The 15,863-nt window shown below is 66.5% G+C and carries 17 protein-coding genes; 7 read left to right on the forward strand and 10 right to left on the reverse strand.

Annotated elements, in window-relative coordinates; genetic code table 11:
- The first annotated feature begins 2 nt into the window (after positions 1–2).
- Entirely contained in the window at positions 3–1,205 is a 1,203-nt protein-coding gene (locus tag AU193_RS06465) for an acyl-CoA dehydrogenase family protein (RefSeq protein WP_064421534.1), read from the forward strand.
- Here the strand turns inward: AU193_RS06465 and AU193_RS06470 are convergent.
- The 10 genes from AU193_RS06470 to AU193_RS06515 are packed head-to-tail and all read right to left on the reverse strand — an operon-like array spanning position 1,177 to position 10,559.
- Positions 1,177–1,938: an enoyl-CoA hydratase/isomerase family protein gene (locus tag AU193_RS06470; RefSeq protein ID WP_064421535.1), complete on the reverse strand. Its 762-nt coding sequence runs from the start codon at positions 1,936–1,938 to the stop codon at positions 1,177–1,179. The two genes, AU193_RS06465 and AU193_RS06470, sit on opposite strands and share 29 nt — an antisense overlap.
- A gap of 4 nt (positions 1,939–1,942) precedes the next feature.
- On the reverse strand, positions 1,943–2,740 hold the full coding sequence (locus tag AU193_RS06475) for an enoyl-CoA hydratase/isomerase family protein (protein WP_064421536.1): 798 nt from the start codon (positions 2,738–2,740) through the stop codon (positions 1,943–1,945).
- 6 nt (positions 2,741–2,746) lie between these two features.
- A complete protein-coding gene (locus AU193_RS06480) occupies positions 2,747–3,601 on the reverse strand; it encodes an enoyl-CoA hydratase/isomerase family protein (RefSeq protein WP_064421537.1) in 855 nt (284 codons plus the stop codon).
- A complete protein-coding gene (locus tag AU193_RS06485; RefSeq protein WP_064421538.1) occupies positions 3,598–3,825 on the reverse strand; it encodes a biotin/lipoyl-containing protein in 228 nt (75 codons plus the stop codon). The genes AU193_RS06480 and AU193_RS06485 overlap by 4 nt, the downstream gene beginning before the upstream one ends.
- Complete coding sequence (locus tag AU193_RS06490) at positions 3,822–5,843, reverse strand: thiamine pyrophosphate-dependent enzyme (protein ID WP_064421539.1); 2,022 nt, start codon at positions 5,841–5,843, stop codon at positions 3,822–3,824. The genes AU193_RS06485 and AU193_RS06490 overlap by 4 nt, the downstream gene beginning before the upstream one ends.
- A 58-nt stretch (positions 5,844–5,901) precedes the next feature.
- On the reverse strand, positions 5,902–6,303 hold the full coding sequence (locus AU193_RS06495) for a nuclear transport factor 2 family protein (protein ID WP_064421540.1): 402 nt from the start codon (positions 6,301–6,303) through the stop codon (positions 5,902–5,904).
- Positions 6,300–6,695 carry a Zn-ribbon domain-containing OB-fold protein gene (locus tag AU193_RS06500; protein ID WP_253867661.1) on the reverse strand — a complete coding sequence of 132 codons (396 nt, stop codon included), beginning with the start codon at positions 6,693–6,695 and terminating at the stop codon, positions 6,300–6,302. The genes AU193_RS06495 and AU193_RS06500 overlap by 4 nt, the downstream gene beginning before the upstream one ends.
- Complete coding sequence (locus AU193_RS06505; protein ID WP_064421541.1) at positions 6,692–7,864, reverse strand: acetyl-CoA acetyltransferase; 1,173 nt, start codon at positions 7,862–7,864, stop codon at positions 6,692–6,694. The genes AU193_RS06500 and AU193_RS06505 overlap by 4 nt, the downstream gene beginning before the upstream one ends.
- Positions 7,861–9,354 carry a class I adenylate-forming enzyme family protein gene (locus tag AU193_RS06510; RefSeq protein WP_064421542.1) on the reverse strand — a complete coding sequence of 498 codons (1,494 nt, stop codon included), beginning with the start codon at positions 9,352–9,354 and terminating at the stop codon, positions 7,861–7,863. The genes AU193_RS06505 and AU193_RS06510 overlap by 4 nt, the downstream gene beginning before the upstream one ends.
- A complete protein-coding gene (locus AU193_RS06515) occupies positions 9,351–10,559 on the reverse strand; it encodes an LLM class flavin-dependent oxidoreductase (RefSeq protein ID WP_253867663.1) in 1,209 nt (402 codons plus the stop codon). The genes AU193_RS06510 and AU193_RS06515 overlap by 4 nt, the downstream gene beginning before the upstream one ends.
- Between AU193_RS06515 and AU193_RS06520 the strand changes: the two genes are divergently transcribed.
- The 6 genes from AU193_RS06520 (at position 10,519) to AU193_RS06545 (ending at position 15,863) form a co-directional block, all read left to right on the forward strand.
- A complete protein-coding gene (locus tag AU193_RS06520; RefSeq protein WP_172798232.1) occupies positions 10,519–11,361 on the forward strand; it encodes a MaoC/PaaZ C-terminal domain-containing protein in 843 nt (280 codons plus the stop codon). The genes AU193_RS06515 and AU193_RS06520 overlap by 41 nt on opposite strands.
- 2 nt (positions 11,362–11,363) lie before the next feature.
- Complete coding sequence (locus AU193_RS06525; RefSeq protein ID WP_064421632.1) at positions 11,364–11,987, forward strand: TetR/AcrR family transcriptional regulator; 624 nt, start codon at positions 11,364–11,366, stop codon at positions 11,985–11,987.
- Positions 11,977–12,726, forward strand: a complete 750-nt coding sequence (locus AU193_RS06530) for an SDR family NAD(P)-dependent oxidoreductase (RefSeq protein ID WP_064421545.1) — start codon at positions 11,977–11,979, stop codon at positions 12,724–12,726. The genes AU193_RS06525 and AU193_RS06530 overlap by 11 nt, the downstream gene beginning before the upstream one ends.
- Before the next feature lie 76 nt (positions 12,727–12,802).
- Positions 12,803–13,570, forward strand: coding sequence for an enoyl-CoA hydratase-related protein (locus tag AU193_RS06535; RefSeq protein WP_064421546.1), 768 nt, complete (start codon positions 12,803–12,805; stop codon positions 13,568–13,570).
- On the forward strand, positions 13,567–15,216 hold the full coding sequence (locus AU193_RS06540; RefSeq protein ID WP_064421547.1) for a class I adenylate-forming enzyme family protein: 1,650 nt from the start codon (positions 13,567–13,569) through the stop codon (positions 15,214–15,216). Before AU193_RS06535 ends, AU193_RS06540 begins: the two co-directional genes overlap by 4 nt.
- Positions 15,213–15,863 carry a nuclear transport factor 2 family protein gene (locus tag AU193_RS06545; protein ID WP_064421548.1) on the forward strand — a complete coding sequence of 217 codons (651 nt, stop codon included), beginning with the start codon at positions 15,213–15,215 and terminating at the stop codon, positions 15,861–15,863. The genes AU193_RS06540 and AU193_RS06545 overlap by 4 nt, the downstream gene beginning before the upstream one ends.

The following is a 15,863-nucleotide window of genomic DNA, read 5'->3' on the forward strand; positions in this document are numbered from 1 at the left end:
GCGTGCCGCTCAAGCCGATCGTGCGGTTCGGCGGCGGGGAACACGTCGAGCGGTTGCGCGAGTCGGTCCGCAACTGGCTGGCCGACAACTTGCCTGACGAGTTCCGCCGCACCGCCGCCAACCCTGACTACTTGGCCCGGGAAGGCCACGAACGGGCGGTGGCATTCTGTCGCAAGCTGCACGCCCAGGGCTGGTTCGTTCCGCACTGGCCCGCGAAGTACGAGGGCGGCGGCCTCGGCGTCGCCGAACAGGTGGTGATCAGGGAGGAACTCGCATACGCGGGGGCGCCGCTGGTCAACACCAACGGGGTGAACATGCTGGCGCCGGTGCTTTTTCGCTTCGGTACCCCCGAACAACAGCAGGAGCACCTGCCGCTGATCGCGCGCTCGGAGCGGATGTGGGCACAGGGGTACTCCGAACCCGAAGCCGGATCCGATCTGGCCGCGTTGCGGATGACCGCGCGTCGCGACGGCGATCACTACGTGCTCAACGGGCAGAAGACGTGGACGAGCAACGGCGTGCTGGCCGACTGGATCTTCGTGCTCGCCAGGACCTCGCCCGTGGGCGAGAAACGGCAGGCCGGGATCTCGTTCTTCCTCGTCGACTTGTTCAGCCCGGGCATCACCCGCCGGCCCATCAGATCGATGACGGGCTACCCGACGTTCGCCGAGGAGTTCTTCGACGATGTGCGGGTGCCCGCGACGAACCTGGTCGGCGCGGAGGGTGACGGGTGGAAGGTCGCCAAGGCCCTGCTGAACGCCGAACGATCGAACGTGACCCGTGCCGCGCAGGCGCAGCGCTATCTCGACGAGCTCGTCGACTGGTGCCATGCGCAGCGCGGGAAACCCCATGACCCGCTGGCGGATCCGACCAACCGGCTGGCGCTGGCACGGGCGGTCGAGCGGGTGGAGGTGGGACGGATTCTGTCCTACCGGATCGCACATCTACAGGCGGCGGGATCGCTGGATCCGGCGCTGCCGTCGCTGTCCAAGCTGTACCACTCGGAACGGACTGCCGAGCTTCGCGCACTCGGCGCCCAAATCCTGGGCCCCGCGGGCGCGCTGATGCCCGACGACCCCGAGGCCGTGCTGCACGGTCACTTCTCGGAAGGTCTGCTGCTGTCGCTGCTGCACACCATCGGCGGCGGCACCAGCGAGATTCAGCGGGACCTGATCTCTACCACTGGTCTCGGGCTGCCGCGCTAGCGGACCGCTGCTGGGCGACGGTCGCCATCGCCAGCTCCAACGGGTGGAAGGCGGCCAGCTGTGCGGCCTCAACCGAGTTGATCAGGCGCTTGGTCATCTCCACCGCCGCCGAATCAGCCTGTGCGAGTTCGTCGAGGATGGCGAGCGCACGGTCGACGGCGCTGCCGGGCTCGGCGAGGTCGGTGACGAGGTCGGCGTCTGCGGCGTTGGGCGCCCGAAGCCGGTTCCCGCGCAGCAGCAATGCGGCGGCACGCTGCCTGCCGAGTTGATGGGTCAGCCGCCAGGCCAGGCCGCCGTCCGGAACGACGGCACGCGCGACGAACGGAGCGCTGAAGAAGGCGTCGGACGCGGCGACGATGAAATCACATGACAGCGCCAGGCTCCACCCGAGGCCCACCGCGGCGCCCTCCACGGCGGCTACGGTCGGCACCGGAACGGCCTTGAGCTGATCCATGACTCGCTGTGCATGCTCGACCCGGCCCGCGGGCCCGAGCGGACCCGCACCGTGCGCCGGACCGCTCTTCAAATCCCCGCCGGCACAGAAGAATCCGGCTGCGCCGGCCAGCACGACGCCACGTACATCGGGGTCGGTAGCCACCGACGTCAGCTGCTCGGACAACTCGGTCCACGACTCGTAACGCAATGCGTTGCGCTGCGCCGGGCGGTTCAGCAACAGCAGCCCGACGGCGCCTCTATCCTCGCGTACCACCAGCGGTGTGCTGCTATCGGACATCAAGTCACCGATTGAGAAACTTGTCGATCGCGGCCCGGTGCTCTTCGGTGGTGAAACACTCCGTTTCCGCGGAGATCCCGTAGTCCAGAATAGCCGTCACCGCGCGCTCGGCGTGCAGGTTCAACGTCCGCTTGGTGTCCTGGACCGCACGCGGGGGCAGGGCCGCCAGCCGGTGCGCCAGCGCAAACCCCTCCTGCTTGATCGACTCGTGCGGCACCACCCGGTTGGCCAACCCGAGCTCGACGGCCTTGGCCGCCGGAATGCGTTCACCCAGCAGGAGGTATTCCTTCGCCTTCATCAGGCTCATCATCAGCGGCCAGAGCACCGAGCCACCATCACCGGCGACCAGTCCACTGGCGACGTGGGTGTCGGCCAGGAACGCCCGGTCGGACATCAAGGTGATGTCACACAAAACCGCTATGCTGCAACCGAATCCGACCGCTGGACCGTTCACGGCGGCCACGATCGGCAGCTGAAAATCGACCATGTCCCGCACGATCCGGCGGGCGTCGCGCATCCCCTCGCGACGGGTGACCGGATTGTTGACATGCGTCTCCAGCCACTCCACCAGGTTGCCGCCCGCCGAGAAGTAGTCACCCGTGCCGGTGATGAGCACGGCACGGGCCTCGGAGTCCTCGCCCAGCGTGGTCCACAGCCGGGCGAACGCGCCATGCATCGCGTTGTTGACCGCATTGGCATCACCGGGGTTGTTCAGTGTGACTATCCGGACGGGACCGTCACTGGCGACGAGGATTTCATCACATCCAGTGAGTTCAGAAGAGCCGATCGGCAGATCTGTCAACGGCAGCTATTCCTTTCCGGAGTCAGACGGCATCCACGCCGACCGACGGGTCTGCACGAACGCGTCGCGGTCGGAGTCGATCGACCACCGCGGCGAACGCTTTTCGAGGAAGGCGGAGAACGCCTCGATCTGCTCGGAGGTTCCGATCGACGACCAGTAGCCGCTGACGTCGACCGCGGGCAGGGCACGTGCCATCTCGCGCTTCATCGCCGCGCGCGCTGCGGGGCCGGTGTTGCGGACCCGGTCCAGTAGCGCCTGTGTCTCTGCGGCCAGGCTGTCGTGGGGCACGACCGTGCCGACCAGCCCGTAACGCTCGGCGTCGACGGCGTCGAGCCAGTCGTTTCCATAGATCATGTGATTGGCGCGCAACGTTCCGATGCGCTGCGGAAGGCGCGCGGCGACGTACGCCTCGTAGACGCCGCGGGTCAGGTCGGGGACCCGCAGTCGGGCCCGGTCCGACGCGATCACGAGGTCGGCGAACAGCGTCATCACCAGGCCGCCGCCCATCGCGATGCCGTTGACCGCGCACACCACGATCTTGGGGATCTTGCCGAGCACTTCGAAAGGCGTCGCGTCGTACGCCTCGGTGAACGCATCCCAGTCACGATCGGGGTTCCCCACCGCATTCATGTCACCGCCGGCGCAGAACACGTCGTCGGTTCCGGTGATCACCAGGAACTGCAGCGCTCGTTCATCCGCGACGATCATCGCAGCCCGCTTGATCCCGTGGTAACCGTCGGCGGTGACCGCGTTGCGCTTCTCCGGACGATTGATGGTGACGGTCAGTGTGTCGCCGACGATTTCGCCGATCAGCTCTGGCGCACCCAGATCGACGCTCAGCGACTCGGGCAGCCCGGTCATGCGATCACGGCAACGAGTTCGCCGACGCTGTAGGTGCGGCCGACCTCGACCTTCCAGGTCACCACACCGGACACCGGGGCCTCGATATCCATTTCCACCTTGTCGGTGGCGATTGCGTACAGCGGCTCACCCTCGGTGACCGTTCCGCCGTCGGGGACGTGAATCTCGGTCAGTTCGGCTTCCGTAATTGCGTCGCCCGGCTTGGGAATTCGTATCTCGGTCACATGATCCTCCTGACGGCGTCGCTGAGCTTCCCGGCGTCGGGGCGGCAGGCCGCCTCCAACGTCGCGGCCCGCGGAACCGGGGTATAGGTGCCCGCCACGCGCTGGATCGGCGCCACGAGCTCACCGAAGAGCTCGGTGCCGACGGCGGCGGCGATCTCGGCGCCGGGGCCGCAGAAGCCGACCGATTCATGCGCGACGACAAGGCGTTTGGTCTTGCGCACCGAGTCCAGAACGGCTTGGAGGTCCAGCGGGACGAGGGTCCGCAGATCGACGACTTCGACCGAAATGCCCTCGCCTTCCAGTGTGGTCGCCGCCTCCAGGGCCGCGTGCACCATCACGCCGTACGTGCAGATGGTGACGTCGCTACCGGCGCGCTTGACATCGGCCTGTCCGAGCGGAATGACGTAGTCGGCCACCGGAACCGGCCCCTTGCCGCCGCCGTAGTAGAGCTTCATCGATTCGATGAACAGGCACGGGTCGTCTTCCCGCAGGCACGCATTGAGCAGACCTGCGGCGTCCGCTGCGGTGCTGGGCCAGACGACCTTGAGCCCCGGGGTGTGCATCGCCCAGGCCTCGACGGCTTGCGAATGCTGGGGGCCGGCACCGGTTCCCACCATTGTCCGGATCACCAACGGCGCGCCTCGACGGCCGCCGGACATGTAGCGGACCTTCGCCGCGTGGTTGGCGATTTGGTCCATCGCCACACCGAGGAAATCCATGAACATCAACTCCGCGACCGGGCGCAGACCGGCGAGCGATGCGCCGAGGGCGGCCCCGATGATCGACGACTCCGCGATCGGGGTGTCGCGCACCCGCTGCTCGCCGTACTTGGCCGAGAGCCCCGCGGTGATCTTGAACATGCCGCCGCCGGAGCGATCGCCGATGTCCTCGCCCAGCAGGATGATCGAGTCGTCGGCGGCCATCGCTCGGTCGAGGGTGCGATGAATCGCCTGCACCAGCCCGAGGTCCTCGGTCTCACCGTCGGGCAGCGACATACGCGCCGTTGTGCCCGCGGCCAACTCAAACCCGTTGTCCGCGAACACATCGCGCGTGAGTTCCTCGGTGTCGAGTGACTCGGCGTCGCGGGCGGCGGCGAACGCGGATTCGATCTCATCCGACACTTGGGCGTCGATCCGATCGAGGTCGTCGGCGGTGGCGATCCCCTCGTCGACCAGTCGCCGCCGGTAGCGATCGAACGGCGGGTCGGCGCGTTTGGCCGCCAGCTCGTCGGGATCGGCGTAGGCCATGCCGTCACCGAAGTAGTGGCCCTGCAGCCGGTAGGCGACCGCCTCGACGAACGTGGGACCGTCGCCCGATCGTGCGCGCGCGACCGCCTCTGACACGGCACCGTGCACGGCTTGCGGATCGGTGCCGTCGACCGTGATGCCCGGCATGTCGTATCCGGCGGCCCGGTCCGACAGCCTGGCGGTCCGGGTGTACCGCGACATCGCCGTGCACTCCGCCCACGCGTTGTTCTGGCAGAAGAACACCACCGGCAGGGACCACAGCGCCGCCATGTTCATCGCCTCGTGCACGTAGCCGATGCTGGTCGCGCCGTCGCCGAAGCTGACCAATACCACCTGCCCGGTGCCGCGGACCGACGCGGCCAGTGCGATGCCGTTCGCGATCAGCGGACCCGCCCCCACGATGCCCGTCGTCCACGCGATGCCGTGGTCGGGATCGGAGATTCCCATGGCACCGGCCTTACCTCGAGACAGCCCGGTGTTTCGACCGAGGATCTCGCCGAAATAGCCGGCCAGGTCGATGCCCTTGGCGACGACATCGCCCAGGCCCCGGTAGGTGCTGACGAGCTGATCGGTGTCGGACAGCGCCAGCGCGGCACCGGCCGACATCGCCTCCTGACCGTCGACCGGCCAATAGCTCATCGCGATCTCACCTGAAGACAGACCTTTTCGGACCCGTTGATCGGCGTGATGCACCTTGCTCATCAGGCGGTACAACTCGATCGCGCGATCATTGGTCGATGACTGTGCCTCGGTGTCCAACTGGGTGGCCATTGAATCTCCTTGCCCGCGCACTTCGGCTGCGGCGATTCTACAACATGACGAAATATGTTCAGTCGTTCCGTTTTATGACGCCTTTCAGTTGTTCAGCGAACAGCATTCGGTCGAAATAACATCTCTCCAAGATCAGCCCGGCGCCGTCGAAACCGAAGACATTCATGCTGAGCGTGTCGAAGTCGGCACCGGGGCAGGTCGTCCTCGTCTCCACCGCCAGGCCGTCGGGACCGTGGTAGATGGCCTCCGCCGAGTAGTGCAGCCACGGCAGCTCCTCCCACTGCCGCAGGATCATCTTCCGGACGGCGGTGTCACCGTCGTAAACGGTTGCACTGGGCACAATTTCGTATCGCGGGTGGGCGAAGGTGGCCATGACCGCCTCAAGATCGCGAGCGTTCTCGCCTGCGACGTGGCGCAGCACGATCTCTTCGCGGATTCGCCGCACGTCGGCGCTGTTCATCGGGGCTCGAACACCGGAAGGTTGCGCCCGTCGTCGAGCGGCATCCAGGCGACGGACACGTCGTCGCCCACCGACGGCGGTGATCCGAACACGTTCGACATGATCCGAGCACCTTCGTCCAGGTCGACCAGGACGACCGAGTACGGCACCCGGTCGGCAAACGCCGGATGCGCGGCGCGGTGGTGCACGCTGACCGCGTGGACGACGCCCTGCCCGCTCAGCTGTTCCCACTGCAGCGAGAACTCTCCGCAGTGCGGGCACACATGCCGGGGGTACCAGACCAGGTGACGGCACTCTGCGCAGCGCTGCATGATCAGTTGGTGCTTACGGGTCGCGTCCCAGAACGGCGCCGAAACCGTGCTGGGTTCGGGCACCGGCATTCCGTTGCTCACAGTGTCGCCTCCGTACCGAGAATTACCGTCGAGGTCGCGGACAACACGCCCCCGGTGCCGTGCGCAAGGGCGGTCTGGGCGTCGACCACCTGTCGGTCGCCGCATTCGCCGCGAAGCTGGCGGGTCGCCTCGGCCAGCAGGAACGCGCCGAACGCCCCCGGATGCGTGTAGGCGAGCCCTCCCCCGCTGGTCTGGCCGGGCAGCGCGCCGCCGGGCGCGAGCACCCCCTCCCCGACGAACGGCCCGCCCTCGCCCTTCTTGCAGAACCCGAGGTCCTCCAGCGCGAGCAGCACGGTGATGGTGAACGAGTCGTACAACTGCACGACGTCGATGTCGTCGGGACTCAGGCCCGCGGTGGCGAACGCCGCGCGACCCGACACCGCACCCGGGGTGACGGTCAGGTCGGGCATCTGCGTGATCATCGCGTGCGATGCCGCCGAGGCCGCCCCCAACACGTAAACCGGCCTGCCGAGATCGCGAGCACGCGCGGCACTGGTGACCACGACCGCGGCGGCGCCGTCGGTGACCAGGCAACACTCCAGCTTGTGGATGGGTTCGGCGAGGTAGCCGGAATTCAAGACGTCGTCGACGGTGATCGGATCACGTTGATTGGCACGGGGATTGCGGGCCGCCCATGCCCGGGTGTCTACCGCAATCTGCGCGAGCTGTTCGGCGGTGGTCCCGTAGACCGCCATGTGCCGGCTGGCGGCAAGCGCGTACGCGCTGAGCGGCAGCATGACGCCGAACGGGGTCTCCCATTCCAGCCGTTCGGGTGTGGCGAACACCCCGAGACCCTTCTCGCCGCGCTTGCGGGCCGCCCGTGGGGTCGACGCGTAAACGATGACGACGGTCTCGGCGAGACCGGCGGCGATCGCGGCGGCGGCGTGTTCGATGTACAGCCCGTAGCTCGCGCCGCCGGTCTGTGTGGCGTCGGTGAATCTCGGGGTGATGCCGAGGTATTCGGCCAGTTCGACCGAGTGCATCAGGGTGCCGCCGGTGCATGTGCACAGGCCGTCCACGTCGCTGAGCGACAGGCCGGCGTCCGCGATCGCCGCACTGATCACGCGGGCCTCGAGCTCTCGTAGCGGTACGTCGATGACGCCGGACGACGACACCTCGTCGGCGACACCGACGATGGCAGCGGCACCGCGAATGTTGTTGTTATTCACGTCTGCTCCTGTCCGAACAGTTCACGCAGTGCGGGCTGGCTCACCTTCAGAGACGGGGTGCGCGGGAGTTCGTCGACCACCAACAACCGTGCAGGCATCTGATATCGGGTGAGCCGCTGACGAAGGTAACCCAGCAGTTCGTCGGGTTCGACATCCGCGCCGTCGGCGAGCTCCACCGCGGCGACCGGCACCGCACCCAGCCGCGCATCCGGGAGTCCGGTGACGCCGGCGTCGCGCACCGCGGAATGGCTGCGCAATGCGTCGACGACGTCGGCCGGGGAGACCTTGAAGCCTCCGCGGATGATTGCGTCGTCGGTGCGCCCGTCGACGTAAAGGAAGCCGTCCTCGTCGAGGCGGCCGAGGTCCGTTGTGCGCACCCACCCGCCGCCGCGGGTGCGCACCTCGATCAGCCCCTGCGCTCCGATCGGCATCTGGTTGCCGTCATCCGGGGAGACGATGCGAACCTCGCGGCCACGCTGCGGGCGGCCGACGCTGCCGCGCTTGGTCTTTGCCCACTCGCGGTGCAGCGCCAGATTCCAGCCTGCGACGCCGCCGGCGAACTCGGTGGCCCCGTAGGACGGCAACACCGCGACGTCGTAACGGGCCTCGAAGGCTTCCTGTAGGTCGACCGGCAGCGGCGCCGTGCCGGAGGTGACGACCTGCACACTGGAGAAGACGTCCGGCGGCACCGCGGCGTCGAGCACCATCGCCAGCGCCGACGGCACCAGGCTGACCGCCTTCGGGCGGTGCCGCACGACGAGGTCGACGAACTCGTCCACCCGAAAGCGCTCCAGGAGCGCGATCCTGCGCCCCTCACAGATGTTCAGCAGGGTGCGGAACAGCCCGGACATGTGGACCAGCGGTGAGCTGATGATCGCTACACCCGACCGCAGCCGAACACGGCCGGCGTCGCCGGCGCCGTAGTGGGCTCCCGCCGCCTCCACAGTGTGCTCAAATGCCCTATAAGACAACGAAACCCGTTTCGGTGGGCCGGTGGTGCCGCTGGTGAGCATCTCGACCGCCACACCATCCTGCGCCGAACGGAACGGGCCCGGGCCGCGGCGCTCGAGCCCGGCGACTGTCTGCACCGAAGCCGGGTCGCTGGCCACGTGAAGACCGAGCGCGCCCGTCACCGCTGTGACGACGGGCGGTCGCCGCCAGTCCGCGCCGAGTGCGATCACCGCGGGCAGCCGAAGCTCCTCGAGATCGGCGATCAACCGGGCGTCCCCACTGCCGGCATTGATGGTGACGACGCAGCCATTGACGAGCAGCACCCCGAGCAGCGCCGCCACCATGGCCGGATGGTTGCGCAAAATCAGACCGACCGGCGAACCGGCGCCCAACCCGGCGGCGGTCAACTGGCTTTCGACGGCAGTCGCGATGTCGGCAATCGTTTCCCAGTCGGTCCAGACTCCCCGGTACTCGATGGCTTCTGCCGCCGGATCCAGTGCCAGTACGGCACGGATCCGGGTCGGAAGCTGATGACTCAAGCCGACGCTGCCGCGAGTTCGGTCGCCGCAGGGATCACCTCTTCGGCGAACAGCTTCATGGATTCGCGGACTTTCGCACGATCCATCGCCCCGCCCCGCGACATCCGCAATATGATGTTGCGCCATCCCATGTCGATGACGGTGCGCATCTTCTCGATGATTCGGTCCGGATTGCCCATCAGGGTGAGATGAGAGTTGAGCACCTGCTCGTAGCTCTGCTTGTCGTGCTTCTCGAACCAGTCGGAGTACGCCTTGTAATCGGCTGGGATGTCCCCGCCGCGCTCGAAAGGACTCGAATACTTGCGGTGCGTCACGATGGACAGCTCGACGCTCTCGCGCGGGTATGTCCGGGCGAACCCGTCGTCTTCATGGCAGAACGCATTCAGCAGCGCCCAGACATTGCCGGTGGCCGCGGTGAGCCCCTTCTTCTCCTGTGTCTCCAGATAGATGTCCAATGCACCCTGCAGGTCTGGATCGACCTGGTACGGGTTGCCGATGATGGCACCAAATCCCTTGTCCGCCAACCATTCAAAGCTCGACGGTGTCTTCATCACCGTACCCCATACCGGAATCGGCCGTTGCACCGGCCGGGGATGAACAGTGACATCCTGCAGCTGCCAATACTTTCCGTCGTATGTGACGTTTTCCTCGGTGAGCAATCGGTTGACGATCTCGACGCATTCCTGATACCGAGCGGTGGCCTCGTCCATCGGGATTCCGAACCCCTTGAACTCGTGGGCCTGATAGCCACGCCCGAAACCGGCATCGAATCGGCCTTCGCTGAGATTGTCCGCCATGGCGATTCGTTCGGCGAGATGGATGGGGTCGTGAAATGGTGCGACCATGCAAGCGGTGCCGATGCGGATCCGATCGGTCTGCGCGGCGATCGCCGCCGCAACCAGCGGAAGGTCGGCCAGGGCGCCATACGGCGAGAAGTGGTGTTCGGCCAACCAGACCTCGTCGTAACCGAATTCCTCGGCCCAGCGCGCCTCCTCGAGCACGTTGGCGAACACCTCAGCATGGCTGAGGTGGTTGGGTTTGTCACCGAGGATGAATACGCCGAACCGCACGCCGCTACCTCCGCCGAGAATATAGTTGCAGTTACTGCGACTATATTGCACGATTGAACAAATATCGTCAATCCGTTCTCTCACTGGAGGCCGCGTGACTGCACGTGCGACCCTCTCCCCCGCCGTGGTCGGCATCGCGCTGCCCCCGACGACACATCGCTGGACGCCCACCGATGTCATCCTCTACGCCCTCGGTGTCGGAGCACGTCCGCCGGTGGAGCGCCATCTGCTCGACGAACATGTCGGCCCCGCCGTGTTGCCGACCTACGCGTTGGTTGCCAACTGGTGGGCGGTCAAGGATCTGCGCGCGATACTCGACCTCGGCACGACGCCCATCGTGCATGCGGCGCAGTCCTTGAACCTCGAGCGTCCACTGGGTGCCAGCGGCGAAATCTCCGTGTCAGCGGAGGTGACCGCGCTGTGGGACACCGGCAAGCATGCGGTCATCGAAGTGACATCGACCGGCACTGACGCGGACGGCCCCCTCTTTCAGGCCTCCTCGCAGACGATGGTGCTCGGCGAGGGTGGCTTCGGCGGGACGCGTCCGGCCTCGACCGCTCCGGTGCCCGCCGGCGCTCCCGACGGGATCTATACCGACGAGGTTCGTCCCGAGCAGGCGGCGATCTACCGGCTGAGCGGAGATCGCAACCCGTTGCACATCGACCCGGCTGCGGCCCGCAGGTTCGGCTTCGACGATGTGTTCCTGCACGGTTTGTGCACGCTGGGCTTTGCGGCCAGGGCGCTGATCAACGTTGCCGGCGGCGGCGATCCGTCGGCGCTCACCTCGATCAGCTGCCGCTTCACCAAACCGGTGGGGCTCGCGTCCGAACTGCGCACGGAGATCTGGCGCGACGGCGCCGGACCGGTTCGGTTCCAGACCCTGCAGGGCGATGTCGTTTCCCTCAGTTCCGGGACCGCGACGTTGGCAGGATGCTGAGCATGGACCAACGTCGCGCGCGAGGTCAGCGAAACCGCGAGGCGCTCATCGCAGCCGCAATCGAACTGTTCACCACCAACGGTTACGAGCAGACCACTGTCGAACAGATCGCCGAGTTGGCAGGCGTATCACCGAGGACGTTCTTTCACCACTTCGCCGCAAAGGATGACATCCTCTTTCACGGCTATGCCGAGCGCCTCGCGGAAGCCACCCGTCGATTTCGCGCCGTTAGCAGCGGTTCGTTGGGGGACGCACTCGCTGAGACCTCCGAAGCGGTGGCCACGGCGATCACCGATAACCCCGGAATCTTCTTGGTCCGGGCCAGGATGTACGGCGATCTACCTGCGCTACGCGCCACGATGCTGCGGATCAACGACGACTGGATCGACCAGATGACATCAGAAGTTGCGCGGTGGCTGAAGGCCGATCCGGCGGTCGATGTGCGGCCGCGCCTGGCGGCCACCGTGATCAACGGCGCAAACCGGGCCGCGATCGACCTCTGGGTATCTGGCGGAGGGGTGGGCGATCTGGTCGCGATGATGGCGGAGGCCGTAGGCCTGGTTCGTCCGACCGTCGACCGAATCGAGCAGAACCCCAGGAACATTCGGAACCGTCGTGTCGGATGAGATGCGGCCGGTCGCGGTCGTCACCGGAGGCGCGCGTGGCATCGGGGAAGCGATCGCCGGGGCGCTGATCGAAGCCGGCTACCGCACGGCTGTCATCGACGTGAACGAGAAGGCGATCGCGCGCGCACAAGCCTCAGACGCCGCGCGCGACGGCGGGCTGATCCCGCTGCAGCTGTCGATCACCGACCGGCGGGCGGTCGAGCGGGCGATGGGCGAGCTGGCCACCGCGCATGGGCCGATCCGCGCCCTGGTCAACAACGCCGGAATGACGCTGCCCGGCACCTTTCTCGATCAGACCGACGACGACTGGGACCGCATCGTCGACGTCAACCTCAAAGGCACGTTCGTGATGTCGCAGGCGGTGGCCCGTCACATGGTGCAGGAGAAGACGGGGTCGATCGTCAACGTCAGTTCGGTGTCGGCACACGGTGTGCGGACCGGCCCGCCGGCGTACGCGGCGGCGAAAGCGGCCGTGGAGGGACTCAGCCGTCTGATGGCGGTTCAGTTGGGTCCGCTGGGCATCAGGGTCAACACGGTGGTCGTCGGCACCACCGCCACGCCGTGGCTACTGTCCCGTAAGACCGACGAGGAACTCGACGCCATGCGCGGCTCGACTCTGCTGGGACGTCTCGGTGAACCGCAGGACGTCGCGCACACGGTGGCGTTCCTGTGCTCGGCCGAGGCCAAACACCTCACCGGTCAGCTCATCTCGGTCTCGGGCGGACAATGGATGCCGTAGTCGCCAACGACCGAACGATGAGACACAAACTGCTAGCCTGTTCATCACCGCATGCGGTTCGAGCCCAGGGGATTCGATGGATCTGAAGAGGATTCTGTTCGACGTCAGCGACCACGTCGCCACGATCACCCTCAACCGCCCCGAGCGGCTCAACGCCACCGACGACCTGGCCCGCTCGGAGCTCGCATGGGCGTGGGGGCAGGTGCGGGACAACCCCGACATCCGGGTGGCGATCATTACGGGCGCAGGCGAAAAGGCGTTCTGCGCAGGACAGGACATCCGCGCGACCGCCGAAGGCGGAATCCGCAACAAGGTCCCCGGGTCTCGGCTGCACCACAACGTGTGGAAGCCGGTGATCTGCGCCCTCAACGGGATGGCGGTCGGTGGGGCGTTGCATCAGGTGGCCGATGCCGACCTGATCATCGCTGCCGAGCATGCCGAACTGATCGACACGCATCTGCAGGTCGGAAACGTGTTCGCGCTCGAACCCGCGGTGCTGCTGCGGCGCATGCCGCTGTCGATGGTGATGCAACTGGCGCTGCTGACCAAGGACGGCCGCATCACCGCGCAGCGTGGCTACGAAATCGGTCTGATCAACGAGGTGGTGCCCACGGACCGACTGCAGGAGCGGGCCCGCGAGATCGCGTTGGCCATCACCAAGTTGTCACCGGCGACCGTGCAGGCGTCGATCAAGGCGATGTGGACGAGCCTGGACGTCGGCCTGCACGCCGCGCACGACGTGGCCTACCGCTACGTGCTGCAGCACCAGATGACCCACCCCGACTATCGCGAGGGAATGGTCGCGTTCGCCGAGAAGCGGGAACCGTGCTGGGTGGTCGAATGACGTCGATGCCGTTGACCACACCGGTATTTCGATACAACCCGCTCCCCTATGATGCGGTGTTACCCGCGATGCTGGCCGCGGTGGCCGGCGTGCACGGCGCGAACGACCTCGTGGTCACCGCGACCGCGGACGGCGCCGTGGAACGAATCACCTACGCCGAAGCCGAGATACGTGCCGCGGACATGGCGGCGCGACTGCTCGCCGCGGGAGTCACCAAGGGAGTGCGAGTCGGAATTCTCGCACCCAACGGTGCCGACTTCGTCACGGCGTTCTTGGCCGTCGCCCGCATCGGCGCCGTCGCGGTACCGATCAACACCTTCTTCCAGCCCGCCGAGTTGCACTGGGTGCTGCGCGACGCCGACATCCACACCCTGCTGGCCGTCGAGACGCTGCTCGGCCGCGACGTGCTCGACCTGATCACGACCGCCGCCGGCGATTGGCAGGTGGTCGATCGACAACTGCGCATCGAACGACTACCGCAGTTGCGCAACGTCTTTCCGCTCGGTGGCACCCACCGCGAATGGCCGAGCACCTGGCCTGACCCGGTACCGCAGAGCTTTCTAAGAGCTTGTGAAGCGACGGTACGTACCGCGGACGATCTGCTTGTCATCTACACGTCGGGCAGCACGGCAAATCCAAAGGGGATCATCCACACCCACGGCACGACGATCACGCATTCCCGGTTCATCGCCACGGCCCACGACTGGGACCACAGCGACCGCATCTACGTGCCGATGGTGTTCTTCTGGGTCGCGGGGTTGGTCTTCGGATTTCTCGGCCCGATGCAGGTCGGCGCGACGATCCTCACGGAACACAAGTTCGACGCGGGCACGGTGTTGCGGCTTCTGGAAAGCGAACAAGCCACCTACACAACGGGATTCCCCCATATCGGTCCGGCTCTGGTCAATCACCCCGACTTCGCGTCGACCGACCTGTCGAGTCTGCGTGAGGGCTACCAACAGGTGCTGCTGGCACCGGAGCGACGCACGCCCGATCCGTCGTTGCGGGTGGCACAGCTCGGGATGACCGAGACCTGTAGTTCGCACACCTGGTGGCCGCCGCACGAACAGGTGCCCGAGTCCAAGCGGGGTTCGTTGGGAGTCGCCGCGCCGGGTTACGAGCACAAGATCGTCGACGACACCGGTAACGAGGTGGCCAACGGCGTCACCGGCGAGATTTGCGTGCGCGGCATGGCGATGATGCGCGGAATGGTGGGCAAGCACTGGTACGAGGTGGTGGACCGTGACGGTTGGCTGTACACCAAGGACGCCGGCTACCGCGACGACGACGGCCACCTGTATTTCGCGGGTCGCCTTGACGAGATGATCAAGACGTCGGGTACCAACGTCGCGCCGATGGAGGTCGAGGCCGCGCTGCGACGCATCGAGGCGGTACGCATCGCCTACGTCGTGGGACTCCCCGATCCCGAGAAGGGTGCGATCGTCAGCGCCGCGGTGGTGCTCAACGAGGGAGATACAGCGTCGGTTGACGAGCTGGCGGCCGAATGCCGCCGACAGCTCGCGGCATACAAAGTGCCGAAGAAATGGGTGATCCTGTCGGATCCCGGCCGCCTGCCGTACACCACCACCAACAAGATCGACAAGGCGCGGTTGACGGAACTGATGGCGACGGAGGAACTCTCGTGACCTCGCTGGCCGACCTCGAAGCTCGCATTGAACGCCTGGAAGCGCTCGACGAGATCCGCCAACTCGCGGCCAAGTACGCGGTGGCACTGGACATGCGGGATCTCGACGCGCTGGTCAATCTGTTCGTCGACGACGTGAAGGTGCCCGGTGAACGGCGCAGTCGCGCAGCGCTACGTGAGTGGTATGACGCGGAATTGCGTCAGAACCTGCTAGGCAGTGGGCACGGAGTGCTCGGCCACGTCATCGATGTCCACGATTCCGACACCGCCACCGGACTCGTGTATTCCCGCAACGACCTGGAGACAGAGTCGGTGTGGGTGATCGAAATGCTGGCCTATCTGGACAGCTACCAGCGTCGAGACGCCCACTGGTACTTCCTCAAACGCACACCGCTGTTCTGGTACGAGTCCGACATCACCGACCCTCCGGTGGGTCCGCAGAAGATGCGGTGGCCGGGTCGACCCCGCCACGATGGCAACCTGCACGATGCGTTCCCGTCCTGGCAGGACTTCTGGAACGCCGACCCCGGTCGGCTCGATGCACCGGTTCGCGCCCCCGCACCGGTCGGTGCGTGGCTGCGCGCCCTTCGCCGGGACAGCCCCGATCCCCGTGTCGATCCCACTGGACGCGATGCAGGGAGTCGGTGA

It is taken from the genome of Mycobacterium sp. GA-1285 (genome assembly GCF_001499905.1).
In the GTDB taxonomy this organism is placed as follows: Bacteria; Actinomycetota; Actinomycetes; order Mycobacteriales; family Mycobacteriaceae; genus Mycobacterium.

Bases quoted from the DNA above. Each gene is read 5' to 3' on its own strand.
- AU193_RS06495 (WP_064421540.1), bottom strand. From the start codon at position 6,303: ATGAACAGCGCCGACGTGCGGCGAATCCGCGAAGAGATCGTGCTGCGC.
- AU193_RS06535 (WP_064421546.1), top strand. From the start codon at position 12,803: ATGGATCTGAAGAGGATTCTGTTCGACGTCAGCGACCACGTCGCCACG.
- AU193_RS06470 (WP_064421535.1), bottom strand. From the start codon at position 1,938: ATGTCCGATAGCAGCACACCGCTGGTGGTACGCGAGGATAGAGGCGCC.
- AU193_RS06525 (WP_064421632.1), top strand. From the start codon at position 11,364: ATGGACCAACGTCGCGCGCGAGGTCAGCGAAACCGCGAGGCGCTCATC.
- AU193_RS06540 (WP_064421547.1), top strand. From the start codon at position 13,567: ATGACGTCGATGCCGTTGACCACACCGGTATTTCGATACAACCCGCTC.
- AU193_RS06490 (WP_064421539.1), bottom strand. From the start codon at position 5,843: ATGGCCACCCAGTTGGACACCGAGGCACAGTCATCGACCAATGATCGC.
- AU193_RS06480 (WP_064421537.1), bottom strand. From the start codon at position 3,601: ATGACCGGGCTGCCCGAGTCGCTGAGCGTCGATCTGGGTGCGCCAGAG.
- AU193_RS06515 (WP_253867663.1), bottom strand. From the start codon at position 10,559: ATGCCGACCACGGCGGGGGAGAGGGTCGCACGTGCAGTCACGCGGCCT.